The 24,747-nt window shown below is 56.5% G+C and carries 24 protein-coding genes and 1 tRNA gene; 16 read left to right on the top strand and 9 right to left on the bottom strand.

The features are described from left to right. Nucleotides 1–20: 20 nt before the first annotated feature. A tRNA-Asn gene (locus FHU12_RS04945) sits at nt 21–96 on the top strand. 71 nt (nt 97–167) lie between these two features. Here FHU12_RS04945 and proR read toward each other — a convergent pair. Further along, complete coding sequence (gene proR, locus FHU12_RS04940; protein ID WP_049200011.1) at nt 168–470, bottom strand: transcriptional regulator ProR; 303 nt, start codon at nt 468–470, stop codon at nt 168–170. A 4-nt stretch (nt 471–474) separates the two neighbouring features. Continuing rightward, nucleotides 475–828, bottom strand: a complete 354-nt coding sequence (locus FHU12_RS04935; RefSeq protein WP_141967782.1) for a type II toxin-antitoxin system RelE/ParE family toxin — start codon at nt 826–828, stop codon at nt 475–477. Nucleotides 829–1,266: 438 nt separating this feature from the next. Here FHU12_RS04935 and FHU12_RS04930 point away from each other — a divergent pair, with 438 nt between their 5' ends. Together FHU12_RS04930 and FHU12_RS04925 are read left to right on the top strand one after the other, a co-directional pair. Beyond that, nucleotides 1,267–2,562, top strand: a complete 1,296-nt coding sequence (locus FHU12_RS04930) for an MFS transporter (RefSeq protein ID WP_141967779.1) — start codon at nt 1,267–1,269, stop codon at nt 2,560–2,562. 27 nt (nt 2,563–2,589) lie between these two features. Then, nucleotides 2,590–3,396, top strand: a complete 807-nt coding sequence (locus tag FHU12_RS04925; protein WP_141967778.1) for a substrate-binding domain-containing protein — start codon at nt 2,590–2,592, stop codon at nt 3,394–3,396. Here the strand turns inward: FHU12_RS04925 and psrA are convergent. The 3 genes from psrA to FHU12_RS04910 form a co-directional block, all read right to left on the bottom strand. After that, nucleotides 3,371–4,270 (bottom strand): L-proline-binding transcription factor PsrA, encoded by a 900-nt coding sequence (gene psrA, locus FHU12_RS04920; protein WP_141967776.1) that lies wholly within the window; start codon nt 4,268–4,270, stop codon nt 3,371–3,373. The genes FHU12_RS04925 and psrA overlap by 26 nt on opposite strands. Before the next feature lie 103 nt (nt 4,271–4,373). Continuing rightward, nucleotides 4,374–4,760 carry a diacylglycerol kinase gene (locus FHU12_RS04915; protein WP_237730925.1) on the bottom strand — a complete coding sequence of 129 codons (387 nt, stop codon included), beginning with the start codon at nt 4,758–4,760 and terminating at the stop codon, nt 4,374–4,376. 197 nt (nt 4,761–4,957) lie between these two features. Further along, nucleotides 4,958–6,082, bottom strand: a complete 1,125-nt coding sequence (locus FHU12_RS04910; protein ID WP_141967774.1) for an N-acetyltransferase — start codon at nt 6,080–6,082, stop codon at nt 4,958–4,960. Between the two features lie 740 nt (nt 6,083–6,822). On the opposite strand from FHU12_RS04910, the gene FHU12_RS04905 reads away from it, so the two are divergent. From FHU12_RS04905 to spt, 4 genes are read left to right on the top strand one after another with little or no spacing between them, the layout of a single operon-like run. Next, on the top strand, nt 6,823–8,562 hold the full coding sequence (locus FHU12_RS04905) for a fatty acyl-AMP ligase (protein ID WP_141967772.1): 1,740 nt from the start codon (nt 6,823–6,825) through the stop codon (nt 8,560–8,562). Then, entirely contained in the window at nt 8,559–9,473 is a 915-nt protein-coding gene (locus FHU12_RS04900) for an NAD-dependent epimerase/dehydratase family protein (RefSeq protein WP_141967770.1), read from the top strand. Before FHU12_RS04905 ends, FHU12_RS04900 begins: the two co-directional genes overlap by 4 nt. 31 nt (nt 9,474–9,504) lie before the next feature. Further along, nucleotides 9,505–9,765, top strand: a complete 261-nt coding sequence (locus FHU12_RS04895; RefSeq protein ID WP_019453571.1) for an acyl carrier protein — start codon at nt 9,505–9,507, stop codon at nt 9,763–9,765. Then, nucleotides 9,752–10,924, top strand: coding sequence for a serine palmitoyltransferase (gene spt, locus FHU12_RS04890; RefSeq protein WP_129992850.1), 1,173 nt, complete (start codon nt 9,752–9,754; stop codon nt 10,922–10,924). Before FHU12_RS04895 ends, spt begins: the two co-directional genes overlap by 14 nt. Nucleotides 10,925–10,993: 69 nt before the next feature. On the opposite strand, the gene FHU12_RS04885 is transcribed toward spt, so the two are convergent. Further along, nucleotides 10,994–11,725: a nucleoside/nucleotide kinase family protein gene (locus FHU12_RS04885; protein ID WP_141967768.1), complete on the bottom strand. Its 732-nt coding sequence runs from the start codon at nt 11,723–11,725 to the stop codon at nt 10,994–10,996. 333 nt (nt 11,726–12,058) lie between these two features. Between FHU12_RS04885 and FHU12_RS04880 the strand changes: the two genes are divergently transcribed. From FHU12_RS04880 to lptG, 7 genes are all read left to right on the top strand, one after another. Beyond that, nucleotides 12,059–12,784 (top strand): nucleoside/nucleotide kinase family protein, encoded by a 726-nt coding sequence (locus FHU12_RS04880; RefSeq protein WP_185742355.1) that lies wholly within the window; start codon nt 12,059–12,061, stop codon nt 12,782–12,784. 30 nt (nt 12,785–12,814) lie between these two features. Continuing rightward, nucleotides 12,815–13,609 (top strand): nucleoside/nucleotide kinase family protein, encoded by a 795-nt coding sequence (locus FHU12_RS04875; RefSeq protein ID WP_141967766.1) that lies wholly within the window; start codon nt 12,815–12,817, stop codon nt 13,607–13,609. 72 nt (nt 13,610–13,681) lie between these two features. Continuing rightward, a complete protein-coding gene (locus tag FHU12_RS04870) occupies nt 13,682–15,019 on the top strand; it encodes a lipopolysaccharide biosynthesis protein (RefSeq protein WP_004935553.1) in 1,338 nt (445 codons plus the stop codon). After that, the gene (locus tag FHU12_RS04865; RefSeq protein WP_141967764.1) at nt 15,016–15,885 is read left to right on the top strand and encodes a hypothetical protein; all 870 of its coding nucleotides are present in this window, start codon (nt 15,016–15,018) and stop codon (nt 15,883–15,885) included. Before FHU12_RS04870 ends, FHU12_RS04865 begins: the two co-directional genes overlap by 4 nt. 20 nt (nt 15,886–15,905) lie before the next feature. Beyond that, nucleotides 15,906–16,472, top strand: a complete 567-nt coding sequence (locus FHU12_RS04860; protein WP_141972848.1) for a YtfJ family protein — start codon at nt 15,906–15,908, stop codon at nt 16,470–16,472. A gap of 28 nt (nt 16,473–16,500) precedes the next feature. Continuing rightward, nucleotides 16,501–17,571 (top strand): LPS export ABC transporter permease LptF, encoded by a 1,071-nt coding sequence (lptF, locus tag FHU12_RS04855; protein ID WP_141967762.1) that lies wholly within the window; start codon nt 16,501–16,503, stop codon nt 17,569–17,571. Further along, a complete protein-coding gene (gene lptG, locus FHU12_RS04850; protein ID WP_141967760.1) occupies nt 17,568–18,647 on the top strand; it encodes an LPS export ABC transporter permease LptG in 1,080 nt (359 codons plus the stop codon). The genes lptF and lptG overlap by 4 nt, the downstream gene beginning before the upstream one ends. Before the next feature lie 134 nt (nt 18,648–18,781). Here lptG and FHU12_RS04845 read toward each other — a convergent pair whose 3' ends face one another. The 3 genes from FHU12_RS04845 to FHU12_RS04835 form a co-directional block, all read right to left on the bottom strand. After that, nucleotides 18,782–19,774, bottom strand: a complete 993-nt coding sequence (locus FHU12_RS04845; protein WP_141967758.1) for a PDDEXK family nuclease — start codon at nt 19,772–19,774, stop codon at nt 18,782–18,784. 407 nt (nt 19,775–20,181) lie between these two features. Continuing rightward, nucleotides 20,182–20,388 (bottom strand): DUF6434 domain-containing protein, encoded by a 207-nt coding sequence (locus FHU12_RS04840; protein ID WP_141967756.1) that lies wholly within the window; start codon nt 20,386–20,388, stop codon nt 20,182–20,184. Nucleotides 20,389–20,584: 196 nt separating this feature from the next. Next, the gene (locus FHU12_RS04835; protein ID WP_141967754.1) at nt 20,585–21,892 is read right to left on the bottom strand and encodes a serine hydrolase domain-containing protein; all 1,308 of its coding nucleotides are present in this window, start codon (nt 21,890–21,892) and stop codon (nt 20,585–20,587) included. Nucleotides 21,893–21,999: 107 nt separating this feature from the next. Between FHU12_RS04835 and FHU12_RS04830 the strand changes: the two genes are divergently transcribed. Beyond that, nucleotides 22,000–22,893 (top strand): LysR family transcriptional regulator, encoded by an 894-nt coding sequence (locus FHU12_RS04830; RefSeq protein ID WP_141967752.1) that lies wholly within the window; start codon nt 22,000–22,002, stop codon nt 22,891–22,893. Between the two features lie 432 nt (nt 22,894–23,325). Beyond that, nucleotides 23,326–24,210 carry a restriction endonuclease gene (locus FHU12_RS04825; RefSeq protein WP_227255662.1) on the top strand — a complete coding sequence of 295 codons (885 nt, stop codon included), beginning with the start codon at nt 23,326–23,328 and terminating at the stop codon, nt 24,208–24,210. Nucleotides 24,211–24,747 lie beyond the last annotated feature (537 nt).

Genomic DNA, 24,747 nt, shown 5'->3' with positions numbered 1-24,747 from the left:
ATTCGCCCCGTTCACACGATTCCTCTGTAGTTCAGTCGGTAGAACGGCGGACTGTTAATCCGTATGTCACTGGTTCGAGTCCAGTCAGAGGAGCCATATTTAGAGAAGCCCGCTCAGGGAAACCCGAGCGGGCTTTTTGCTTTCTGCCGTTAACCGGGCAACGGCGTCTACAGCACCACTTCGTAGTGAGAGCCGTCCGGCAGTTCAACATCCAGCCGCAGTTTGCCACCGGCCGCCTCAACATAACGTTTGAGCGAAGACAGTTTCAGATCGCGGCCCGGTTTTTCCATCACGGCCACGGTCGGCTGCCGGATCCCCAGCGCCTGCGCCATTTCAACCTGCGTTTTCTGTACTTTTTCGCGCAGCTCGGCAAGGTGAATGTTCAGCATGATGTCCGCCGCCAGCGCCTGCGCGTTGGCCACGACCTCGGGCTTTTCATCCGCAATAAGCTGTTCCAGCGTTCTGCCCATCGCGTCACTCCTTCTCGTTTAATGTGTTCAGCCAACAGGTGAATTCCCGATCGGCAATCTGAAGCATTCGATCGTAAAAGCGTTTTTCATTGCCGGCTTTATTGTCCGCGCAAAGCACAATGCCAATACGGTACGGATCGAAGGCGAAGAATGCCCGCAACGGTTCGCCTCGGCACTGAATGCGCAGCTCTTGCATATTGCTGTAACGTGAGCCTTTCACCGTATCGGCATAGGGTCTGGGCAGACCCGGCCCCTTTTCCCGCAGGACCATCAAAGCGGCAAGCACGCCGGCCCGATCGGCATCGCTGAGTGATCTGAACCCATGATCAAATGCATCCGTTGTTTTAATTTCCCACACGGGACCTCCCTGAAATATAGATCAAAAACTATATAGATTTAAAGCTATAGAAGAGAGGTGCAGGGATGACATGCAAAGGCATGCGTTGTTACTGCAAGGCTGAACGTACATCCGAGCATTTTGCAAACGCAGTACGAGGCATTCACCTTTTTACGAGCGGTATCGAACAATCGTTCAGAGCCACGGAGCGTTTCCCTGCCGCCCCTTTATGAACCCTGTCACAAAACGCGCATGCCGTTTTCGACGCCCGCCGCCGCAGGCGATACCCCTCATACTTGTTAACAGCGCGTTACAACCGGTCGCGCAAAGTTGTTAACGCAGATTGATGCGCCACACGCATCGCGCCATGCGTTTATTGCGCTTATTTACTTTATTTTCCTGAGCGAATCTTCAGCAACAGGCGCGGCGTCAGGCGCCAATAGCAAACTGGAGATAAAGATGCATTCCTCTTCCTCACCCATGACCATCCGGGCCAGATCCGGCGCGATCCTGCGCGTCACATCCGGCAACTTTCTGGAACAGTTCGACTTCTTTCTGTTCGGCTTTTACGCCACCTACATCGCACACACCTTTTTCCCGGCCAGCAGCGAATTTGCCTCGCTGATGATGACCTTCGCGGTATTCGGCGCCGGTTTTCTGATGCGCCCCATTGGCGCCATCGTGCTGGGCGCTTACATCGATAAAGTCGGCCGCCGCAAAGGGCTGATCGTGACCCTGTCGATTATGGCTACGGGCACCTTCCTGATCGTATTGATCCCCTCTTACCAGAGCATCGGGCTTTGGGCGCCGCTGCTGGTGCTGTGCGGACGCCTGTTGCAAGGCTTCTCGGCGGGCGCGGAGCTGGGCGGCGTGTCCGTCTATCTGGCCGAGATCGCCACGCCGGGCCGTAAGGGCTTCTACACCAGCTGGCAGTCCGGCAGCCAGCAGGTGGCTATCATGGTGGCGGCGGCCATGGGCTTCGCGCTCAATGCGGCGCTGGAAGAAGGCGCCATTCGCGAATGGGGCTGGCGCCTGCCTTTCCTGTTCGGCTGCCTGATCGTTCCCTTCATCTTCCTCCTGCGCCACAAGCTGGAAGAGACGCAGGAATTTACCGCCCGACGTCACCACCTGGCGATGCACGACGTGTTTAAAACCCTGCTGAAAAACTGGCCGGTGGTGATCGCCGGCATGCTGATGGTCGCCATGACCACCACCGCGTTTTACCTGATCACCGTCTATGCGCCGACCTTCGGCAAAAAGGTGCTGTTGCTCAGCGCTTCCGACAGCTTGCTGGTCACTCTGCTGGTGGCGATCTCCAACTTCATCTGGCTGCCCATCGGCGGCGCGCTGTCGGACCGTTTCGGCCGCAAACCGGTGCTGGTCACCATGGCGCTGCTGACGCTGGCCAGCGCCTACCCGGCGCTGAGCCTGCTCGCCGCCGCCCCCAGCTTCAGCATGATGCTGGCCGTGCTGCTGTGGTTGTCCTTCATTTACGGCCTCTACAACGGCGCGATGATCCCGGCCTTAACCGAGATCATGCCAACGGAAGTGCGGGTCGCCGGCTTCTCGCTGGCCTACAGCCTAGCGACGGCGGTGTTCGGCGGCTTTACGCCGGTGATCTCCACTGCCCTGATCGAATACACCGGCGATAAGGCTTCACCGGGCTACTGGATGAGCTTCGCCGCGCTGTGCGCCCTGCTGGCAACGCTGTATCTGTATCGCCGCATCGCCATACCGCTGCAAACCGCACGCTAACCCGTAATCGCAATAGGGAATCATGTCATGCAGAAACTCACTCGTTCGATCCTCGCCACGCTGGTGTGCGCCTCCTTCAGTACGGCGGCACTGGCCAAAGACGTGACCGTGATGATCTCCGGCGGCTTCAAAGCCGCGCTGGAGAAGCTGGCCCCGGAATATGAAGCCCAAAGCGGCGATAACATCATTCTGGTGTCCGGCCCCTCCATGGGGAAAACGCCGCAGGCGATCCCCGCGCGGCTGGCGCGCGGAGAGAAAGCCGATGTGGTGATCATGGTAGGCGACGCGCTGTCCCAACTGGACAAAAGTGGCTGGACCCAGCCGGGCTCACGCGTGGAGCTGGCCGATTCGCCGATCGGCATGGTGGTGAAACAGGGCGCGCCCAAACCGGCGATAAAAACGGATGCCGAGCTGCGCAATGTTTTGCTGCAAGCCGACTCTTTCGCCTATTCCGACAGTGCCAGCGGCCGCTACGTCAGCGGCCAACTGTTCAAAAAGCTGGGCATCGAGGAACAGGTGAAAGGAAAGGCGCATAAGATTGAGCGCATCCCGGTGGCCTCTGAAGTGGCGCAAGGGAAATACGCGCTGGGCTTCCAGCAGGTCAGCGAATTGCTGCCCGTGGCGGGCGTCACCTTTATCGGCGAGCTGCCGGAAAACGTGCAGTACATCACCCGCTTCGCCGGCGCGGTGACCGCCAAGGCGGAGCACCGCCGCGAAGGCAAAGCGCTGCTGGACTTCCTCGCCTCCTCTCAGGCGCAGCCGACCATTCGCGCGACCGGTATGCGAACCGTGCCGGCACAGCAGCCGGTCAGTCAGAGTGATACCGTTCAGTAATCAGCTTTTCCAGCTCGGCGGCGACGAAAGACTGCATGCGGCCGCCGCGTCTGATGAGGCCTACGGTGCGTTTTACCACCGGATCGACCAGCGGCACCGACGTCAGCACCGAATGCTCTGAAGCAGGCATCGACATGGCGGGCACGGCGGCAATGCCGATGCCCGCCTCAACCATGCCCAGCATGGTCGTCACATGGCGAGTTTCGCACACGCTGGGGCGTTCCGGCACGAGGTGTTCCAGGCGTTGATCGAGCAGATTACGATTGCCGGAGGTTTTATCCAGCGACACGTAGTCCTGCTGATAAAATTCCCGCCAGGTAAGGCTCTTTTTACCGGCGAGCGGGTGGTCGCGCCGACAGGCGGCCACGTAGACGTCCCCCACCAACGGCACAAACTCAAGATTAGGCTGCAGCCGCCCGGCGAAGCAGATGCCAAAATCGGCCTGGCCGCCGGTGACCGCCTCGATGACATTGCCGGCGCTGCCGTCGATCAGCTTAACGCGCACGCGGGGATAGCGAAGCCGGAAACGGCGTATCACGTCGGGCATGAAATAGTAGGCCGCCGACGGCACCGTGGCGACGGTGATCAACCCCACCCGCTCTTGGCTGACCTTATCGATATCGGCCATCACCGCTTCGACGTTCATCAGCAGCTGATCCGAACGTTCGGCAAAGGCCTGCCCGTACAGCGTCAAAGTCACGCGCCGGGTGGTGCGATCGAACAGTTTGATGCCCAGCGCGTTTTCCAGCTTCTCAATCCTGCGGCTCAGCGCCGATTGCGACAGGCAGATAGACTCTGCGGCCAGCCGAAAATTGCCGTACTCCACCAGCGCGCGAAACGCATAGAGATCGTTGAGATCAAAATTCACGGGCATAACGGCCAACTCTCCTTGCTGAAAGGGCAGAAAACGCAAAACAACGATGATAACCGCCGATATCGCCACGGTAACCGGCTTGGTGGTTCAGCCACCAAAGCCCCTATCGCCCCAGCAGCACCGTTGCCCAAACCACAATGGTCAGCACCACGGCCACCAGCTGCGCTGCGCCGCCCAGATCTTTGGCGCGTTTGGATAACGGATGCAATTCCAGCGAAATGCGATCGACCACGGTTTCAATCGCCGTATTAAGCAGTTCTACCACCAATAGCAGAAAACTGCAGATGATTAATAACAGTCGCTCCATTTTTGTAATATCTAAACCAAATGTAACAACCAGTAAAATGGCGTTAATAACCAATAATTGGCGAAACGCATCTTCGGTCAGCACGGCATCAATAACACCGGCCCAGGAATTCCTTATGCTATACGTTAATCGGCTTATTCCCTTTTTCTTTTTTTCAGGCATACCTTCTGCTCTCATCAACATGACGACACCCCCTTCAAATAAATCACGCGCCGTGAATTTATCTCGGGTTTATTAATTAAAGACCTTAACCGTTCGCCCTCAGGAGAGGATTCATTCGCTTACGCGGCGCCCGCACAACCGTGAAGCGACCAGCGAGAAAAATGCCCCGGCGGGATGATTATCCTGAGGACGTTAAAAGACGATACGTTATCAGCCGGTTAAAGCGTTTTCTCGTACAAGCGGTAGCGCTTATAAGGGACCGCCCCGATGCGTTCTAAAATCGTCCGCATGCCGGTATTGGTTTCCAGGATCCACGACATTTCCAGCGCGTCGATATTGCGCTTGGCGAAAGGCTCGCGCAGCGCCTCAATCAGCAGCAGCGCAATAATCGGCCCGATGCGGCTGAATTGATATTCCTGGCGCACGCCCATCAACGGCACGCGCGCGGTGCGCACGCCGCTGACCTTCAGCCGCCACAATAACTTCGCCCAGCCGAACGGCAATAGCCGCCCCTGCAGATCGGCAATGGCTTCGTTAATGTTCGGCAAGCCGACGATAAAGGCGCAGGGTGCGCCATCCACCTCGGCGATATGGATCATATCGTCGGGCACCAGGAACTTCAGCTGATCCCCCATGGTGGCGAACTCGTGCTCGGTGAACGGGACAAACCCCCAGTTATGCTGCCATCCGGAATTGAACACCTCGCGCAGCACCTGCATCTCCTCGCGAAAGCGCTTGCGGTTGAGGCGGCGAACGGTCACCTTTTTGCGTACCTGGTCCATCATCCGGGTTAACGACGGCGAAAAGTGCAGGTCGGTTCTCTTCATCCAATAGGCAAGTAAATCAATGCCTTCGGTATAACCCTGCTGCGCTATCTGGGGCGCGTAATAAGGCTTGGCGTGCGTCATCAGCGCCGACGGCGGGGTGTCGAACCCTTCGACCAGCATGCCGCTTTCCTGATTGATATTGAGACTGAATGGCCCGGTGATTTTGCGCGCGCCTTTCGCCCTCAACCACTCCTCCGCTACCGTGAATAACGCGCTGAACACGGCAGGATCGTCAACGGCATCAATCATGCCGAAGTGGCCGGTATCCTCGCCGTGCAGCTCGCGGTGCAGGGAATCAATTTGTGCGGTGATGCGCCCAACGACCTTCCCCTGTTTTTTGGCCACCCACGCCTGCCATTCAATATGGTCGGTGCCGGGATTCTTCTTTGACAGGTGCTCTTCGCGCTCTAAATACAGCGGCTCAATCCAGTTCGGATCATCGCGAAACAGTAACGAGGGGAAAGCAATAAATTCTTTAAGCTCGCGTTTATCCAGAACTTTCTCAACACGGATCATAAATAGCCTTAGGTTTTAATAAAATAATTAACTATGCGCGCGACAATGCCTTTAGCATTTTTTATGCTGTTCTCTTTTATTGGATTAGTGTATTGCCTCCGGTTTAACGATAAGAAAAACCGAATATTACCCCCTATGAATCAGCGCATTATTGGCTCGACATTCACCCTGTGATTTTCGTGATTGCTCAAAAAAGAAAAACAAAAAGCGGCGCAGGCATGCTACGCTAATGGTGCTCTTTTATTATTTCGTGCTGTTCAGGCAAAAGAAACCCGCCGCTTTTAGTGTACCGACTTTAATCAGGAGGTGCGCCGCCATTTTTACCACTTAATGCTCTTTTTAAGATTCAGGTTAAATCAGGCATTCACTTTTTGATTTCTTGCGGCATACTGTTTAGGAAGTGTTTAAGTTCCAAGATTGCCATGCATGAGGTCATAACCTATGAGCCGACAGTTATTTCCTGCTCAACATATGCAGATGAAAGAACGGCAAAACCCGGGTATTACCCTAGCCTCTCGTATATCTCCAGGGCGCTGTTCAAGGCTGATAACGCGAGTCAATAACGCGCTATCCGGTTAATAACCTGCGTGCTACTCAAGCACGACAATATACGCTGTTCGCGGAATGAAGATGGTTGAATAACAAACTTATTCGAAACCTATTCATAGTAAAACATCAATTACCTCGCCAAGAGTGATTTATCTCTTTTGGTGATTTTTAATCTATGGCTAAGTTTGTCTATGTCTGAAACAAGTTCCGTTCATTCTCTTCCCATGCGCTATGCGGACTTCCCCACTTTAGTGGACGCGTTGGATTACGCGGCACTCGGTAATACGGGAATGAATTTTTACGACCGTCGCAATCAACTCGTGACCGTTCTCGAATATCGCACGCTGCAGCAAAAAGCGATCTCGGGCGCGCGGCGTTTATTGTCCCTGAAGCTCAAGAAAGGCGATCGCGTGGCGCTGATCGCTGAAACCAGCGCGGGATTCGTTGAAGCCTTTTTCGCCTGCCAATATGCCGGCCTGGTGGCGGTGCCGTTGGCGATCCCGATGGGCGTGGGCCAGCGCGACTCTTACACCGCCAAGCTGAAGGGGCTGATTGCCAGCTGCAACCCCGCGGCAATCATCAGTAGCGAAGAATGGACGCCGCTGATCGCGTCGGCCACGGAAAAGGCGCCGTCGCTGCACATCCTCAGCGACGAGGATTTTAACGCCTTGCCGGAGCCGGAAATCGCGTTGCCGGCGCCCTCGCCCGACGACATCGCCTATCTGCAATACACCTCGGGCAGCACCCGCTTCCCGCGCGGCGTGATCATTACCCAGCGGGCGGCCATGGCGAACCTGAACGCGATCAGTCGCGACGGCATCAAGCTGCGCGCGGGCGACCGCTGCGTCTCCTGGCTGCCCTTCTATCACGATATGGGCCTGGTCGGTTTCCTGCTGACCCCGGTAGCGACCCAGCTGTCCGTCGATTACCTGCGCACGCAAGATTTCGCCATGCGTCCGATGCAGTGGCTGAAACTGATCGCCAAGAATCGCGGCACGGTCTCCGTCGCCCCGCCGTTCGGCTACGATCTGTGCCTGCGCCGCAGCAACGCCAAAGAGCTGGCCGATCTGGATCTCTCCAGCTGGCGGGTCGCGGGCGTGGGCGCCGAGCCGATCCCGGCCGAGCTGCTCGGCCAGTTCGGCGACCACTTCAGCAGCATCAACTTCGACAGTAAAGCCTTCATGCCCTGCTACGGCCTGGCCGAGAACACTCTGGCGGTCAGTTTTTCCGACCCTTGCTCCGGCCCGCAAACCAACGCCGTCGACCGCGATATTTTGGAGTACGAGGGTAAGGCGGTCGCGCCCGGCAAGAAGACCCGCGCCGTCTCGACCTTCGTCAACTGCGGCCGAGCGCTGCCCGGCCACCGCATCGAGATCCGCAGCGAAACCGGGCAACCGCTGCCGGAACGCCAGGTCGGCCACATCACGATTTCCGGCCCCAGCCTGATGAACGGCTATTTCTGCGACGATGAATCTCAGAAGCAAATTCAGGTGACCGGCTGGATGGATACCGGCGATCTGGGCTACCTGCTGGACGGTTATCTGTACGTCACCGGCCGCAAGAAGGATTTGATCATCATTCGTGGCCGCAATATCTGGCCGCAGGATATCGAGTACGTCGCGGAATCCGAACCGGAAATCCGTTCCGGCGATGCGATCGCCTTCGTGACCGAAGAACACGACGAAGCGGCCAGGATCATTTTGCAAATCCAGTGCCGAGTCAGTTCGGAAGAACGCCGGGAACAAATCGTGCATTCGCTGAGCGCGCGCATTCAAAGCGAGTTCGGCATTGCGGTGGACATCGAGCTGCTGCCGCCGCACAGCATTCCCCGTACGTCGTCGGGCAAACCCGCCCGTGCCGAGGCCAAAAAACGCTGGCTGAGCGCTTCGCTCTACCCGCAAATGCCGCAGCTGGCCGGTTTCGCGCAATGAGCGGCACCGTGGCGGTGACGGGCGCGACCGGCTTTATCGGCCGGCACATCGTCCAGGAACTGCTGGCGCAAGGATTTAGCGTGCGCGCCCTGACGCGGCGCGCCGGAAAAGCCGCCGCCGACAACCTGCAATGGATCCCCGGCGAGCTGGAAGATCGGCCCTCGCTCACCGAACTGGTGCGCGGCGCGGAATGCGTGGTGCATTGTGCGGGCCAGGTGCGCGGGCATGCGGAAACGGTTTTTACCCGCTGCAACGTCACCGGCAGCCTGAATTTGATGCAGGCGGCCAGGCAAAACGGCCGCTGTCATCGCTTCCTGTTCATGTCGTCGCTGGCGGCCCGCCATCCGACGCTGTCCTGGTACGCTCATTCAAAACAGGCCGCCGAACAGCAACTCATCGCCGCCAGCGGCGATGTCGCGCTGGGGATTTTCCGCCCCACGGCGGTTTACGGGCCCGGCGATAAAGAGCTGAAACCGCTGTTCAACGGTCTGCTGCGCGGCGTACTGCCCCGGCTGGGCGCGCCTGACGCCAGGCTCTCTTTTCTGCACGTGAGCGATTTGGCCAAGGCGGTCAGCCAATGGGTGCAGGCCGAACCCGCGCAGCCGAATATTTACGAACTGTGCGACGGCGTGGCCGAAGGCTATAACTGGCTGCGCCTGCGGGACATCGGCGCCGCCGTTCGGCACGGGCCGGTACGTCTGGTGGGCATTCCGCTGCCGCTGCTGAAAGCCATGGCGGATATCAGCGTGGTGTGGAACCGCCTGGTCAAACAAGAGCCGATGCTGACGCGCAGCAAAATACGCGAATTAACGCATCACGACTGGTCCGCCAGTAATCACGCGCTGTCGCAACAGATTAATTGGTTTCCACAGGTGAGTTTGGAGCGCGCACTGCGTGAAGGGCTGTTTTAATTATTCCAAATAGAGGTGTGTCAACATTCTTATGCTAAATCGCGATGCTGTAATGGATTATATCCTGACGTGTTTGCAAGGTATCGTCGAAGGCGGAGTGGAAATAAAACCTGATAGCGATCTCGTCAATGATCTTGGCCTGGAATCCATCAGAGTCTTGGATCTGCTGATGATGCTGGAAGATGAATTAGATATCTCCATTCCTATCAATATATTGCTTGATGTCAGAACGCCTGAGCAACTGCTTGATGCGCTGCGCCCTTATCTGGAGAAAAGCCATGGGACTGTATGATAAGTTTGCGCGGCTCGCCAATGACCGTGAACAATTTCAAACGTCCGGTCTAAATCCGTTCGGCACCTGTATCGACGAAGTCTATTCCGCCACCCAGGGCCGCATCGGCAATCAAAAGATTGTCCTCGCCGGCACCAATAACTACCTTGGCCTGACGTTCGATGCGCAGGCGATCGCCGCCGGCCAGGCAGCCCTGGCGGCGCTCGGCACCGGCACCACCGGCTCGCGCATGGCAAACGGCAGTTACGGATCGCACCTGACGCTGGAACGGGAGCTGGCGGAATTCTTCGATCGCCCCAGCGCCATCGTGTTCTCCACCGGCTATACCGCCAACCTGGGCGTCATCAGCACGCTGGCGGGGCCGGGCTCCGTGGTGTTGATCGACGCGGACAGCCACGCGAGCATTTACGACGCCTGCGCCCTCGGCGGCGCGGAGATTATTCGCTTCCGCCACAATGACGCCGCCGATCTGGAGCGCCGCATGGTGCGCCTGGGCGAACGCGCCCGCGAGGCGATCATTATCGTGGAAGGCATCTACAGCATGCTGGGCGACGTCGCCCCGCTGGTGGAAATCGTCGACATCAAGCGGCGGCTGGGCGGCTATCTGCTGGTCGACGAAGCGCACTCCTTCGGCGTGATGGGCGAGCACGGCCGCGGCCTGGCCGAAGCGCTGGGCGTCGAGCAAGACGTGGATATTATCCTGGGCACCTTCAGCAAAAGCCTGGCTTCGATCGGCGGTTTCGCCGTCGGTGGCAAGGGGATGGACGTGCTGCGCTACAGCAGCCGGCCGTATATCTTTACCGCTTCGCCGTCGCCGTCCAGCATCGCGTCGGTGCGCACGGCGCTGCAAAAAATCGCGCGCCATCCCGAGCTGCGGGAAAAGCTGTGGAGCAACGCGCACCGTCTGTACCACGGCCTCGCTGAACTGGGGTATACCCTGGGGCCGCGCATCAGCCCGGTGGTGCCGGTGATGATCGGTTCGAAGGAAGAAGGATTGCGTTTCTGGCGCGAGCTGATCGCCCACGGCGTATATGTAAACCTGGTGCTGCCACCGGCCGCGCCGGCGGGCGTCACCCTGTTGCGCTGCAGCGTCAATGCCGCGCACAGCGATGAAGAGATCGACGCCATCGTGCGCGCCTTTGCGGCGCTGAAAAAATAAAGTCTTTCCCTCTCGGCCGCGGCGACGGTGCCAAAACAGCATCGCCGCCCTGCCGAATCGCTGCGCGCCTCAGTGCGCAGCCGTTGATGCCCCATCAGCCGAATAGCGATAGCCCTGCGCCGTCATAAATTCCGCGATGGCTTTTTCCGCCGCCGAAAGCACCTCCTCGATCGGTCGATCGGCATCGAGATCCACGATGTCGGCGCCTTCAAACGTCAATAACGGCGTGGCGGCGATCTTCTTCTCCAGCGCCGCTTTGCGGTGATCGGGTTTGCGCGCGCAGGCCACGTCCAGACTGACATTCAGCTTGAGCACCAGATCCGGTTTTTGCCCCGCCATCCATTGGAACGCCGCCCGCTCGCGCGCCGCCAGCCAACGGACGAAACGGCTCCCTTCAACGTCGACGGGAAAAACCGTACCGTCGTAAGCGCCGGGGATTTGCGCCTGCGGAAAACGGTCGGTCAACACGATGAGCCCTTGCCGACGATACGCCAGCATGCGGCGAAACCGCAGCAGCCGCCGCCCGACGAAGGCGATGATCACCGCCGACGGCAACAGGCCGATCCGGGATTTTTTCGTTTTGACTTTTTTGGTATTGCTCTCGATAGCCTTGCCCACCGAGCGCCCGAGCAGCGGCAGTTTCGCCGCCGCGCGCCCGACGTTGCCCGCCTGTTTGCCCAGATGCACCTGCACCGCCGGGCCATAATGTTTCACATATTCGATCAGATGTTCACAAACGGTGGACTTACCCGATCCGTCGCTGCCGATAACCGCAATCAGCGGCGGAAGTTTTGCACTCATAATCAGACTCTCTTTCAATACACCAGAAATGGCGTGCCAGGCTTGTAGCGAAATATCACTCAACGCCGCATCAAACAGCACAAAAGATTAAGCGAAAATTGAAAACCTCTGCTCTTTTTTCGCCGTGCCACATGCCGGAATTAACATAAAAAGCGAAACCGGCACACGCACAGCCAATTAGCACAAAATAACAAGAACGAGCGCCATAAATATCAATTCAAATAACGAAAAGAAATACAGCCATCATTATTTTATCGCAGCAAAGCACAATAAATATCTTGAACCCAAGGCGTATTGGAATACAATAGTTTTTTTCGCATTGGATCAATTATTGTGAGTCAGCAGATAAGATCTTCGTCTGATCGCTCGCCCGTGCGCGTCATAGCGATAACCGGCTGTGACGGCTCGGGAAAATCCACCTTGGCCGCCAGCCTGGTCAACGCCTTATCGGCAAAAGAACCTGCCGAACTGCTTTATCTCGGCCAGTCTTCCGGGCGTATCGGTGAATGGATCAGTTCGCTGCCGATTATTGGCGCCCCCTTCGGGCGTTATTTGCTGAAGAAGTCGGAGCGCGTGCACGATCGCCCTTCCACGCCGCCGGATAATGCCACGGCGCTGGTGATTTTCTTACTCTCCTATTGGCGCGTTTATAAATTCCGCCGCATGCTGAAGAAAAGTCGCCGTGGCGCATTGCTAATTACCGATCGTTATCCGCAGGCCGAAGTGGCGGGATTTCGTTTTGATGGCCCGCAGCTGGCAAAAACCGCCGGCGGCAATCGCTGGGTACGCTGGCTAAGAAAGCGCGAACAACACCTGTACCAGTGGATGGCGTCTTATCAGCCCTTATTATTAATTCGGCTGGATATTGACGAGCAAACGGCCTATTCACGCAAACCCGACCACTCGCTGGCGGCGTTGCGTGAAAAGATCGCCGTTATCCCGCACCTGACGTTTAACGGCGCTAACATATTGGATTTAGACGGCCGCGAACCGGCCAACCGTATTTTCGATGAATCGCTGCGCGCCGTTAAAATATCGCTGAGGGCCGCCAATGCCTAGCCGACAAATAACCCTTTCGTACCGAAACAGATGAAAAAAAATAAACTCACCGCCGAACAGGATACCTCTTCCGCCTGCATCACCGGGCTGATTGCCGTAGTGGGCAGCGACGGCACGGGCAAGTCCACGCTGACCGCCGATCTGGTGAAAAATCTGCAGCAACATCGCCCCACGGAGCGGCGCTATTTGGGGCTGATCTCCGGCGAAGACGGCGACAAAATCAAGAAATTGCCGTTCATCGGCGTGTGGCTGGAACGGCGCCTGGCGGCCAAATCCGATAAAACCCAGCGCATGAGCAACAGGCCGCCGGCGCTGTGGGCGGCGCTGATCATGTACGGCTTTTCGCTGTGGCGCGCTGCCAACCTGCGCAAGGTGCGGCAGCTGGCGCAGAGCGGCGTGCTGGTGATCAGCGATCGCTACCCGCAGGCGGAAATTTCAGGTTTTTACTACGATGGGCCCGGCATCGGCGTAGAACGCGCAAAAGGCTGGCTATTGAGCCGCCTGGCGGCGCGCGAACGCCGTTTATATCAACGCATGGCCGTCTATCGGCCGGAGTTGATCATTCGCCTTGATATCGACGTCGATACGGCGTTTTCGCGCAAGCCCGATCACAGCTATGAAGAGCTGAAAGACAAGATTTCCGCCATGGTGCGCCTGCAATATAACGGCACGCGCATCATCGAGCTTGACGCCAGAGCCCCTTACGACGAGGTGCTGAGCAACGCGCTCAACGCCATTTCCGCCGTGGTGAACCCCGCGAAGCGCCCACAGAGCGACATCGGGCAACCCGGCGAAAACGCCGGCAAAGAAACTCAGGTTTATTAAACGCATACAGGGCAAGCGCATGACAGCGGAACACAAGATGCAGAAAAATAACGATAACGGCTGGTTTGGGTTATGAAACGGTGGTTTTCCGATGGTGCGTTTCGCTCCATTTTACGTAATGCCGCCTACTTAGGCTCCGGCAGCGTCGCCAGCGCGCTGCTTGGCCTGCTGGCGCTCTCCTGCGCCGGTAAAGGCATGTCGCCTGAAATGTTCGGCGTGCTGGTGGTGATCCAGGCCTACACCAAAGCGGTCAGCGATTTCATCAAATTCCAGACCTGGCAGTTTGTGGTGCAATTCGGCACCCCGGCGCTGGAGCATCAAAACACCGGGCGCTTCCGCGACGTCGTCGCCTTCTCCTTCGGGCTGGATATCGCCAGCGGCGTCATCGCCGTGCTGGGCGGCATGATCATGCTGCCGTTCTTGTCTCACGCCCTGGGGCTGGACAGCGAAAGCTTCTGGCTCGCCATGCTGTACTGCACCCTGATCCCGTCGATGACCTCGTCCACGCCGACCGGCGTGCTGCGCGCCTTCAACCGTTTCGATCTCATCGCCATCCAGCAGGCGATCAAGCCGTTCCTGCAGGCGGTGGGCAGCGTCATCTCCTATTATTTCGATCTGGGGTTCCCCGGCTTTATCGTCACCTGGTACGCCTCTAACCTGATCGGCGGCACGCTGTTTTGGTGGTTCACCGCGCGCGAACTGCGCCGCCGCGATATCCACGGCGCGCTGAGGCCGCGCCTGTTCAACGTCGCGCGCCGCATCGAGGGCGCCTGGAACTTCGTCTGGACCACCAACATCGCCCATACCATCTGGGCCGCGCGCAACTCCTGCACCACCGTGCTGGTGGGCGTGGTGCTCGGGCCGGCCGCCGCCGGGCTGTTCAAGATCGCCATGACCTTCTTCGATGCGACGGGCACCCCGGCCAAGCTGCTGGAGAAAAGCTTCTATCCCGAGATCATGCGCCTGGATCCGCGCACCAAGACCCCGTGGCTGCTGGGCCTGCGCTCCTCGCTGCTGGCCGGCGGCATCGGCCTGGCCGTCGCGGTGTTGATGTTGCTGGTGGGCAAACCGCTTATTTCCGCGGTGTTCGGGCAGCAATACCTGGAAGCCTATGACCTGATTCAAATCATGCTGGGCGCGATCATCGTTTCCATGATGGGCTTCCCGCAGGAATCTTTACTGTTTATGGCAGGCAAGCAGCGCGCTTTCCTGATCGCGCAGGCGACGGCCTCGGCGGCCTACATTGCGCTGCTGGTGTCGATGGCGTATGCCTTCGGCGTGCAGGGCGCCGCCTTCGCTTATTTACTGGGGCAATGTTTAGACGTTCTGTTATCCCTGATACCGACGATCGGCGCCTACCGCAATCGCTTTATGTTGGGGCTGAATGTGCCCAAAGAGAGTAATCAATGACCGCTAACACGAATTGGAAGAAGTTCTCCGCCGAAACCACCCAGGCGCTGTTTGTCGCGGTGGAAGAGGACGACCTGGTTGAGGCGAATATCAGCCTGCCGCAGCAGATCGATCTGGAATGCTCTCCCGAGAGCATTCGGGACAACTACGCGCTGTGCCTGCAGTTTTGGGAAGACGGCTTTTCCCGCCGCGAGCTGCTGCAGTTGGTGAACGGTTTCCTGCAAGACCCGCAGTTGGCGGCGGCTACCCGCATGCGCTACAAATATATCCGCGCCCGCTATAAGCACCTGCGCTTCGCCCAGCAGCTGTACGGCGCGCCCCATCGCGCTAACCGCCTGTTCCACATCACCACCGTGGTGCTCGGCCATTTTCAGGACGCGTTTCGCAACGGCAACCAGAAGAACCTGACGCTGTACGGCAACCTGCTGCGGCTGCTGCTCAGCAAGCCGGTGTGGTCATCTGTGCGCTATGCGCTGCGCCACACCCGGCTGGAAAGCGCACAGGGCTTTATCACCTACCGCCAGGAGCAGATGCGCCAGCTGCAGACGCTGATCGCCAGCCCGGCGCTGACCGGACATCAGTTCCACGACGTGCGCAAAATCGTCAGCCGCCAGGTGTCGTTTTACGACACGCTGAGATCGATCGATCCCGACAACCGCGAGGCCCGGCAGATCTCGCGCTTCCTGGCGGCGATTAACGGCCTGATGGGCGACCGACACGACGTGATGGTGGCGGACAAGCTGGCCGGCGGCGATATCTATGATAGGCCGGCGATCCTGGATATCGACATCCGCCAGCGCCTGGAGCTGCTGCTGGCGCGCTTTCCGCTGTCGTATTCCCAGCCGGCCATCGCGGCGGGCAGATAAGCGCGTTGCGCGTAGCCATGATGACGTTACGTCGCTTGCTGACCCTCGCCCTGCTGCTGTCGCCGCTGGCGGCATCCGCGCATAACTTCATGCATGGCCGGCCGGTGGCGCCAATAGCCATCGCCGATCGCGGCGAGCTGCTGCTGCGCAACGGCGATTTCAGCTACCGGCCGTGGAACAGCGCAAAACTGGCGGGCAAGGTGCGGGTGATCCAGTACATCGCCGGGCGCACCTCCGCCAAAAAGAAGAACTCGTTGCTGATCAACGCCGTCAAGGACGCTAACCTGCCGGGCGATCGCTTCCAGCCGACCACCATCGTCAACACCGACGACGCGATACCGGGCTCCGGCTTCTTCGTGCGCGGCAAGATCGAGAAAAACAAGCGGCATTACCCCTGGGCGCAGTTCATCGTCGACAGCGACGGGCTGGGGCGCATGGCCTGGCGGCTGCCGGAGGAGAGCTCCACCATCGTGGTGCTGGATAAGGCCGGGCGCGTGCAGTGGGCGAAGGACGGCGCACTCACCCCGCAGGAAGTTGACCAGGTGATCGCCCTGCTGCGCACCCTGATCGACCGGGAGACGCCATGACGCGCACGCCGCCGGGAGCCGATGACGCATGTCTTTGATTGAACGCTATATCACGGTTGAGATCCGACGCCTGGTGATGATGATCGCCGGGTTTCTGATCTTTATGTTCGCCAGCTACTCCGCCCAGCGCTACCTGACCGACGCCGCCAACGGCACGCTGGCGCTGCGGGTGGTGGCCGAGGTGGTTTTCTATAAATCGCTGATCGCGCTGGAGATGATATTGCCCGTCGCGCTGTATGTCTCGGTGGCGGTGGCGCTGAGCCAGCTGTACAGCGATGCGGAGATCACCGCCATGCTGGCCGCCGGCGCCAGCCCGCTGCGGCTGTACAAAGCGGTGCTGATACTGGCCGTGCCGCTGGCGATCGCGGTCACGCTGCTGTCGCTGTATGGCAGGCCCTGGGCGTACGCCAATATTTATCAGCTGCAGCAAGAGTCGCAGTCGGTGCTGGACGTGAGCCACCTGCAGGCCGACAAATTCAACGTCAGCGGCAACGGCCGCATGATCCTCGCCAATCACGTCGACAAAACGGCCAACCACCTGACGGACGCCCTGATTTATGTGCGCGGCGGCCATCACACCAACCTGTACCGCGCGCAGTCGGTGGAGGTGCTCGACGCCTCTCCCGCCAGCCCCGCCGTGCGGCTGAAAACCGGCACCGCCTATGTGCTGGATCGCCAGGGCACCGACGACAACGGGCAGAACTACGACAACTTTGACATCGCGCTTAAACCGTTCGTGCCCAGCGCCGAGAGCCGGCACAAATCGGCCTCGCCGGCGGAGCTGGCGCGCTCCGCCGATCCGGGTGACGCCGCCGAACTGCAATGGCGCGAAAGCCGCGGGCTGACCACCGTGCTGATGGTGCTGCTGGCGATCCCCTTTAGCCGCATCAAGCCGCGACAGGGACGCTACGCCGCGCTGCTGCCCCTGACGGTGCTGTTTACCGTGATTTTCTACGGCGGCAACATTTGCCGCACGCTGGTGGCCAACGGCTCTCTGCCGACGATCCCCGGCGTTTGGCTGGTGCCGCTGGCGATGGCTGTCGGCATCGCCCTGCTGCTGGCGCGCGACTTATCCCTGCTGCGGACACCCTCCCGATGACTATTTTTAGCCGTTACCTGATCCGCAACGTGTTCATCGGCTTCGCCGCCGCGGCCGGGCTGCTCATCCCGCTGTTCACCACCTTCACGCTGATCAACGAGCTGGAGGACGTGACCCCGGGCGGCTACCGCTGGCAGCAGGCGCTGCTGGTGACCGTGCTGACCCTGCCGCGCAGCCTGGTCGATCTGGGGCCGTTTATCGCGCTGCTCGGCGGCATCGTCGGGCTGGGGCAGCTGTCTAAAACCCTGGAGCTGACCGCGATCCGCTCCGCCGGGATGTCGATATTCCGCATTGCGCTGGTGATGCTCGCCGCCGGGCTGCTGATGAACCTCTCGCTCGGCGCCCTCGATGAATGGGCCGCCTCGCCGCTGCAGCAACGCGCGCTGCAAATGAAGAACAACGCCCTGGCGCAGTCGAACGATAACGACGTCACCGTGAACCCGCTGTGGGCGCGGCGCGGCAACGAGTTTGCGACGGTAAAAACCGTCGATGAGAACGACCAGCCCCACGGCATTGAGATCTTCCGTTATCAGGCCAACCGCGCGCTGGAATCTTACCTTTACGCCGAAAGCGCCAGCACCGCCGCCGACGGCAGCTGGCTGCTGCACAACGTGATGCAGAAAAGTTGGCAAGGCGGCAAGGAGACGATTGAGCGGCAGAGCAGCCTGCCGTGGCGCTCGCTGTTCACCGTGCCGAGCCTGAAAGAGCTGACCCTGCCGGCCGGCAGCTTCTCGCTCCAACAGCTGGATCGCTATATCGATTACCTGCAGGGCTCGGGCCAGCCCAGCACCGAATACCGCCTGGCGCTGTGGAAAAAACTCGGCCAGCCCCTGCTGGTGCTGGCGATGATTTTGCTGGCCATCCCGTTTACCTTCACCGCCCCGCGTGCGCCCGGCATGGGCAGCCGGTTAGCGCTCGGCGTGATCGTCGGGCTGTTGACCTACATCGCTTATCAGATTGTCCTCAACCTGGGGTTGCTGTTCGCCCTCAATGCGCCTTTCACCGCCCTCGCCCCGCCGCTTTTGATCCTGGCGCTGGCGTTGGCGCTGGTTTATCGGTTTGATCGGCGGGGTTAGGGAAAGCGCTGATGCAGAGGCGTGCCTGGCATGCTTGCGGACAACGGAGAGAGTATCAAGCGGAACAATGCCATCACATACAGGGGCAAGGTTCCGCTTTGCGTGCTGAGACTCATCTGATTGGCCGCCTGGCATCAATCTTGCTGGTGCATCTCAATGTTATAGCCAAGGCTGGCAAACTTATTTATCAGCTTTTGAATAGAGCCAATACTCCATTGATTAGTCACTAGCACTATCTCACCGGAGGCAAGCTCAATGGTTTCATCATGAAATCGCTTACGCCGTGACGCAATCACATCCTGTTCAGCTTTAATAAGGCTGCGATGGATATCATCGCCAAACACGGACGCTATCGCCTGCATACCATACGGATTAGTATCCATAATCCATTCGTTCATCAGCTCATAGGCCAGATTTCTTTTATTATAAACCACACCCTTATAGATAAATTTCGAGTAATCTCTCTCTCCTTTTTCTTTGGCATCCCTGGCCTCCGTTTCTTTTCGTTTCTGTCTAACCAAGAAATCTTTTGCTTCGGGCAGTGGTATTATCTGTTCAAAATTGACCAATATCTTATCAAGGTGTAGATAAGGGCTTAACTTGAAACAGCTGACATTTAACCCGTTGTTGTTCAGCCAAAGTACCGTATTAGTCACTTCCGTAGAGAAATCAGCCGAGATCAGAACGATCCTTACCTGAGTATTGAAGTCAGCAATCTCACTTTCGTCTCGCTCACAAAACTTGAGTATCTCCTGCTCTGCGTTCTTAGCAACACCTTCTTTATCAAGATGTTTTTGGTAGCACTCCGCAGCATCATTAAACGTCATTTGTGAAACCATGGCGGCATACCTTACCGCCTGAAGCTCCATATGCGCACCTTGTTCATCCCGCTTCAGCTCAACGACAACCAGATTAAATGCCTTGTCGATACAGAGTAAATCAATTCTACGTTGACTATTTTCCCAATTGTTAAACTCTTCCTGGATTACCAGGCAATCGGGCAAAAAATCGCTCATATTCTTGGCTATTGCTGACTGAATATCCCTGCGTTCAAGGATCGATTCGCGCATAAATGTGGTTTTAGCAACCTTTTTGAATTCTTGATCTTCCAAAGTGAATAAACCCATGACTCCCTCATTATTAAATCTTAAATAGTTTAAGTTTGAAAACAATATTTCATGAATTTAATCTATCACGACGGAAGGAATTTTTCTCTTGGAAAAACAGTTGGTAGGCCTTCTGATATTAATGCAAACATGAGAAAGTTGATTATTGTTTAAATAATCAACATCAGCTCATGCGACCGCCACTGGTCAATATCTGGTTCTGGATTAATGGCCAAGTACTTACTTCTTCCGCCCTCTGGATTTTATCGCTATGCCTCATTCCAATAAGGCGCCCTGAAATTTCACACCTTGCCGGACTTTATGATAGAGAACCATTTGAAGACTTGAGCAAAATGAATGGCCGTTCTGGTACCCAACAATAAGGCGCTGCCCGTACCGTCCCCTAACCGGCTAGGGTTTATGAACGACTATGAGTGCCTGCGCCGCCACTCATCGACGACATCACCTAACGTCTTTGGCATGTCATTGCGTATCCATGCCATAAACTCACGATCGAAGCGAAAATCTTCTCCGCACGCCTCAACCATGAAACGACGAACGTTTTGCGTATTTTTGTAGCTTTTGTCCACGATCGTGGCGCGTGTTAGCAATGCGCTATGCCAATCGATTTTCAATTTAGCCACTCCTGTGAAGAGCCGTTCGATATAGAGCTTCAACCTGGCCTGACATGTCGCACTTTTGTCACGCCCGTTTGGCGCAAAGTGGATGTGGTGAAAAGCATAGCCCAGATCGCCGTTTCCGCGCTGTTATATGCACGGGCACATTTATAACAGGGGCGGAATGGCAACCGCCCCTGCTTGCTACATAGAGTTAACGCAGTTCCTTCGCTATCGCGCTAAACATCAGCGACGCCTCCAGCGGTTGCGCGCTGAAAGAAGGCTCCGCCTGCGGCCAGGTGGACCACTGGACGATCACCAGATTCTCCGCCTGATTGACCATAATCATCTGGCCGAAGATCCCCAGCGCCCACAGGGAATGCTTGAGGGAGGCCTGCGGAACAGGCTCAACGTTGGTCGCATTCACCGGCACTTCGTTGTTCCACCATTGGAATCCGTAAATGCCGTTGGGATGCGCCGCCGACACCGAGCCCACCGCCTGAGTCCAATTGGACGACTGGGCTACCCAATCTTCCGGCAAGATCTGTTTGCCGTTCGGCAACGTCCCATTATGCAGAATGAACTCGCCGAAGCGCCCCCAATCTTCCAGCGTGGCGTTGAAGCCGTGCGCGCCCACGTCGTGCTGGCCTTTGGCGTAGGCATGCCACACGCCGTCGCTCGCCATGCCGTACGGCTGCCAGATGCTTTGCTGCAGATAGGCCGCCAGCGGCATGCCGGTGGCGCGCTCCAGCACGTCGCCCAGCAGCCACGCGCCGCCGGAGGAGTAAGACCAGTTCTGCCCGGCAGGGTGCGCACGCTGCAAGCCGGCCACCAGCTTGCGCACGCAGGCGTAGGTGCCGGGCCTGGCTTCACACTCGGTCAGCTGCGCGAAGTCCGATTTCGGGTTGGTGTAATCCTCATTCCACGCCACGCCGGAGGTGTGGGTGATCAGCTGCCTGAGGGTCACGCCGTCCCACGCGGTGCCTTTCAGATCGGGTTCGTATTGCGTGATGAGATCGTCGAGCGAGCGGATTTTGCCCTGTTTAATCGCCACGCCCACCAGCGTGGCGACCACGGATTTGCCCACCGAGCGCGACGTCCACAGCGTGGCGTCGGTATTGCCCTCCCCAAGATATTTCCAGGCGATTTTGCCGTCTTTCAATACCAGCATGCCGCTGACGTTCTGGCGCTGCAGATAGTCCTGCAGGCTGTAGGTTTTGCCATTCACCCGATAACTGGCGTCCTTTAACGGTTTAGCGGCCGCCGGCAGCGGCGTGGCATTACCGTGGTGAAATACATCCCCGGCATAGTTGCGGTAGTCGTTACGAAAACCGACCACCCGATCGCTCTGGCTCCAGGTGAGCATCTTGTGCGTATCCGGCAATTGCGCATCGAAAGGCGCGGGACAGACGCTGAGTTCGGTGCCCGCACAGGCGGCCAGCGCGGCGGGCGCCAACAGGCCGCTGCAGAGACTGATGACAACGCCCGCCAGCAGGCTGCGGTTAAACACTTTGCTTTTCATATTTTTTCTCGCTTAGCTCAGGAAGGCGTTCAGCTTAAAAAAACGCGGCCTATAATAAAAAACGCCTGATGGGGGAAAATCCCCCGAAAAATCGACGGGGGAACCGCGTGCCGAGCCTGATTTATTCCTTTGCCCAACTGGAAGCCTTCACCGCCGTGGCCGAGCACGGCAGCCTGGCGAAAGCCGCGCTCAAGCTGGGCAAAGACCGCACGACGCTGCGCGATTTGATTGATTTTCTCGAGGATGGCTTGGGCTATGCGCTGTTCCTGCGCGAGGGACGCAGCCTGCACCTGACGCCGGAGGGCGAACAGCTGCAACGCCAGGCGCACCTGCTGATGCGCCAGGTGAAAGCGTTTGAGGCGTTTGCCAAAGACGTGCCCAAGAGCGCGGTGCAGGAAATCTCACTGGTCTACGATCCCTTCACGCCCCGCGCGCTGCTGCAAGCGCTGATAGCCGCCATGGCCCAGCGCAATACGCGCCTGAGCCTGATTAATGCCTCGCGCGAAGAAGCGGAAAGCCTGCTGGCAAACGGCCAGGCCGATCTGGGCATCTGCCAGGCGCGCCATCGCAGCGTGGGCGACGCCATGGAGTGGCGCGCCTTAGGGGCGATAGAGATGGATTTCTACGCCGCCAAAGCGCTTTTCCCCAGCGCGGAACAGCCGCTCTCGCTGCTGGAACTTTCGCTCACGCCGCAAGTGATCATGCACCCGGATTCTGACGAACCCGTGGCGCGCCGCCTGCAAATTTCAGGGCATACCATTTTCACCAACGAGCTGGAGATGCTGCGCGCCCTGCTCGAACAGGGCTGCGGCTGGGGATTCTTGCCGACGCACATGCATGCGGAACAGTGGAAAAACGTCAACACGCTGCGCACCGAAGTGGGTAGCCAGGGGATCAGCCAAACCATGGTGACTATCTGGAAACCGGGCAATGACCGACGGGCGCTGATTGATGAGACGCTGGGGTTGTTGCCGGGGTTGTGGCGAGGGGTTGGGGGGTGACAGTGGGTTATCTTTGCCAAAAGTTGGGTTAGATGAGCGATATCTTAGCGGTAAATGAAAAGGAGTTGATAGGGTTAGCTGTGCTGTATCGAGAGCAAAGCGTGGGACTACACATCTGGGTTGATTATCAGGTCATTCTCGCCCACCGCTGCTGACTCTGGTTTATCACTTTGAAGACAGTATTAGTTGATGGGCAACTATTAGCGAGAAGCGGAAGTTAGAATCTTTGAGCGTATAGACACTGTTTCGGCATAACATATATTTTACCGATGCTAGGCCCTTCTGCAGTAGGGAATCCGAACAAAATCATCTACTGGCATGATGCAAATTGACTATGAGTAAAAGTTGCAACCAAAATGAGACAGACGCTCACTTTACTAATGAACCATGATTATGGAATAATAACACCATCATTTCAGATGCAATTAATTTATGAGAAAAATCAACATGTATAACTCAGGAAAGGAATATGAAGAGCTAGTGCGAGATATTCAACGTTCATTGTTCGCAGCAGAGAACATTTCGAGTCTAAGTAACATTAACATCGAGAAAAACAAGAAAATTAAAGATCGTTCGGGCATTGAGCGAGAGTTTGACATTTATTGGGAGTTCGAAATAGGAGGCAGTATCTATCGCTCCGTCATTGAGTGCAAAGACTACTCAACCCCTATATCTATTGAGAAAATAGATGCATTTATTGGTAAAACATCAGATATACCGGGCCTTAAATTAATTTACGCTACGCGAACAGGTTATCAGAATGGCGCAAAGATAAAAGCCGAACAACACAACATTCAATTACTCATAATTCGCGGACAGCAAGAATCCGATTGGGTTAATGAAGATGGTGAACCATTATTAAAAACAATTCATTTTAACATAGTAGCTCATACACTGCCGAAAATTACCGAATTTAATGTCAATGTTGATTCTGCATGGTTTCAATCTCAGAACGAATACACAGAAGATGATTTCTCTGAGTTGTTTAAGAAAAATTTGAACAATGAAGTTATTATCAATGACATCCATAATAATTTTAAATATACAATTTATGACATACCTCAACTAATCCTTAGTAAGAATTCCAGTTTAGAATATGGAACAGGGACACTCACAGAAGAACTCAAAGATGGTTGGTTAGAGAGCGTCGATCAGAAAGTACGAATAAAAATTAACAACTATAATTGCAGTTATATTTACAACAAACCCATAGAAAGCACTTCAATAATAGACTTCTCCAAGCAAATTAAAGCTATTGTTGAAGATTTCCAATCCGGAAAGAAAAAATGGATTATGAATGATGGTAGCATAAGATAGGCTTTTATTTATATTATTGAAATTGATTTAATAAATCACCAACCACAATGAGACCATAGGGAACCACAGAGTTATTTTCTAGCACAGGGTTGTCTCAACGACCCTGACAGGCTCAGATTTCAATTACCCAGAATACCTCCAAAGAATGTTCAACCTAAATAGAAATTTAACAAACTACGCTCTTCAAATTTTACAAATGAGAATAAGTTGCAACATATTAAAACTCTCGCTCATCGTATATAGTGATATAAGGAACCTTTTCCTTCCTATGAAAATAATATTTCAGATAAATTACTAAGCCACGTATTACTATCCCCCACGAAAAATGCGGCTGTAGTTTAGTGTCTGATAGGGATATACAATGACAAACCTACCAGTAACTGAAATAAACTTATCGAACCATTCGTCAATAGCAATAAAACCACATCAAATGATTTAATTGAAAACTAATACACAAATTACATTATTAACTATGTTCCATTTTTACTCCCCCCCCCAACTCCCCCCTAGCACCGGCCCCGCCCTTTCCCTACAATA

Origin of the sequence: Serratia marcescens (assembly GCF_006715005.1) — a bacterium.
GTDB classification, from domain to species: domain Bacteria; phylum Pseudomonadota; class Gammaproteobacteria; order Enterobacterales; family Enterobacteriaceae; genus Serratia; species Serratia montpellierensis.
Note: the sequence above shows the minus strand (reverse complement) of the source record. Positions and strands in the feature narration are given on the sequence as shown.

Coding starts and splice junctions, on each gene's coding strand:
- FHU12_RS04925 (WP_141967778.1), top strand. CDS start 2,590: ATGCAGAAACTCACTCGTTCGATCCTCGCCACGCTGGTGTGCGCCTCC.
- FHU12_RS04915 (WP_237730925.1), bottom strand. CDS start 4,760: ATGTTGATGAGAGCAGAAGGTATGCCTGAAAAAAAGAAAAAGGGAATA.
- spt (WP_129992850.1), top strand. CDS start 9,752: ATGGGACTGTATGATAAGTTTGCGCGGCTCGCCAATGACCGTGAACAA.
- lptG (WP_141967760.1), top strand. CDS start 17,568: ATGACTATTTTTAGCCGTTACCTGATCCGCAACGTGTTCATCGGCTTC.
- lptF (WP_141967762.1), top strand. CDS start 16,501: ATGTCTTTGATTGAACGCTATATCACGGTTGAGATCCGACGCCTGGTG.
- FHU12_RS04825 (WP_227255662.1), top strand. CDS start 23,326: ATGAGAAAAATCAACATGTATAACTCAGGAAAGGAATATGAAGAGCTA.
- FHU12_RS04900 (WP_141967770.1), top strand. CDS start 8,559: ATGAGCGGCACCGTGGCGGTGACGGGCGCGACCGGCTTTATCGGCCGG.
- FHU12_RS04910 (WP_141967774.1), bottom strand. CDS start 6,082: ATGATCCGTGTTGAGAAAGTTCTGGATAAACGCGAGCTTAAAGAATTT.
- FHU12_RS04885 (WP_141967768.1), bottom strand. CDS start 11,725: ATGAGTGCAAAACTTCCGCCGCTGATTGCGGTTATCGGCAGCGACGGA.
- FHU12_RS04895 (WP_019453571.1), top strand. CDS start 9,505: ATGCTAAATCGCGATGCTGTAATGGATTATATCCTGACGTGTTTGCAA.
- FHU12_RS04835 (WP_141967754.1), bottom strand. CDS start 21,892: ATGAAAAGCAAAGTGTTTAACCGCAGCCTGCTGGCGGGCGTTGTCATC.
- FHU12_RS04905 (WP_141967772.1), top strand. CDS start 6,823: ATGTCTGAAACAAGTTCCGTTCATTCTCTTCCCATGCGCTATGCGGAC.
- FHU12_RS04930 (WP_141967779.1), top strand. CDS start 1,267: ATGCATTCCTCTTCCTCACCCATGACCATCCGGGCCAGATCCGGCGCG.
- FHU12_RS04860 (WP_141972848.1), top strand. CDS start 15,906: ATGACGTTACGTCGCTTGCTGACCCTCGCCCTGCTGCTGTCGCCGCTG.
- proR (WP_049200011.1), bottom strand. CDS start 470: ATGGGCAGAACGCTGGAACAGCTTATTGCGGATGAAAAGCCCGAGGTC.
- FHU12_RS04865 (WP_141967764.1), top strand. CDS start 15,016: ATGACCGCTAACACGAATTGGAAGAAGTTCTCCGCCGAAACCACCCAG.
- psrA (WP_141967776.1), bottom strand. CDS start 4,270: ATGCCCGTGAATTTTGATCTCAACGATCTCTATGCGTTTCGCGCGCTG.
- FHU12_RS04870 (WP_004935553.1), top strand. CDS start 13,682: ATGAAACGGTGGTTTTCCGATGGTGCGTTTCGCTCCATTTTACGTAAT.
- FHU12_RS04875 (WP_141967766.1), top strand. CDS start 12,815: ATGAAAAAAAATAAACTCACCGCCGAACAGGATACCTCTTCCGCCTGC.
- FHU12_RS04845 (WP_141967758.1), bottom strand. CDS start 19,774: ATGGGTTTATTCACTTTGGAAGATCAAGAATTCAAAAAGGTTGCTAAA.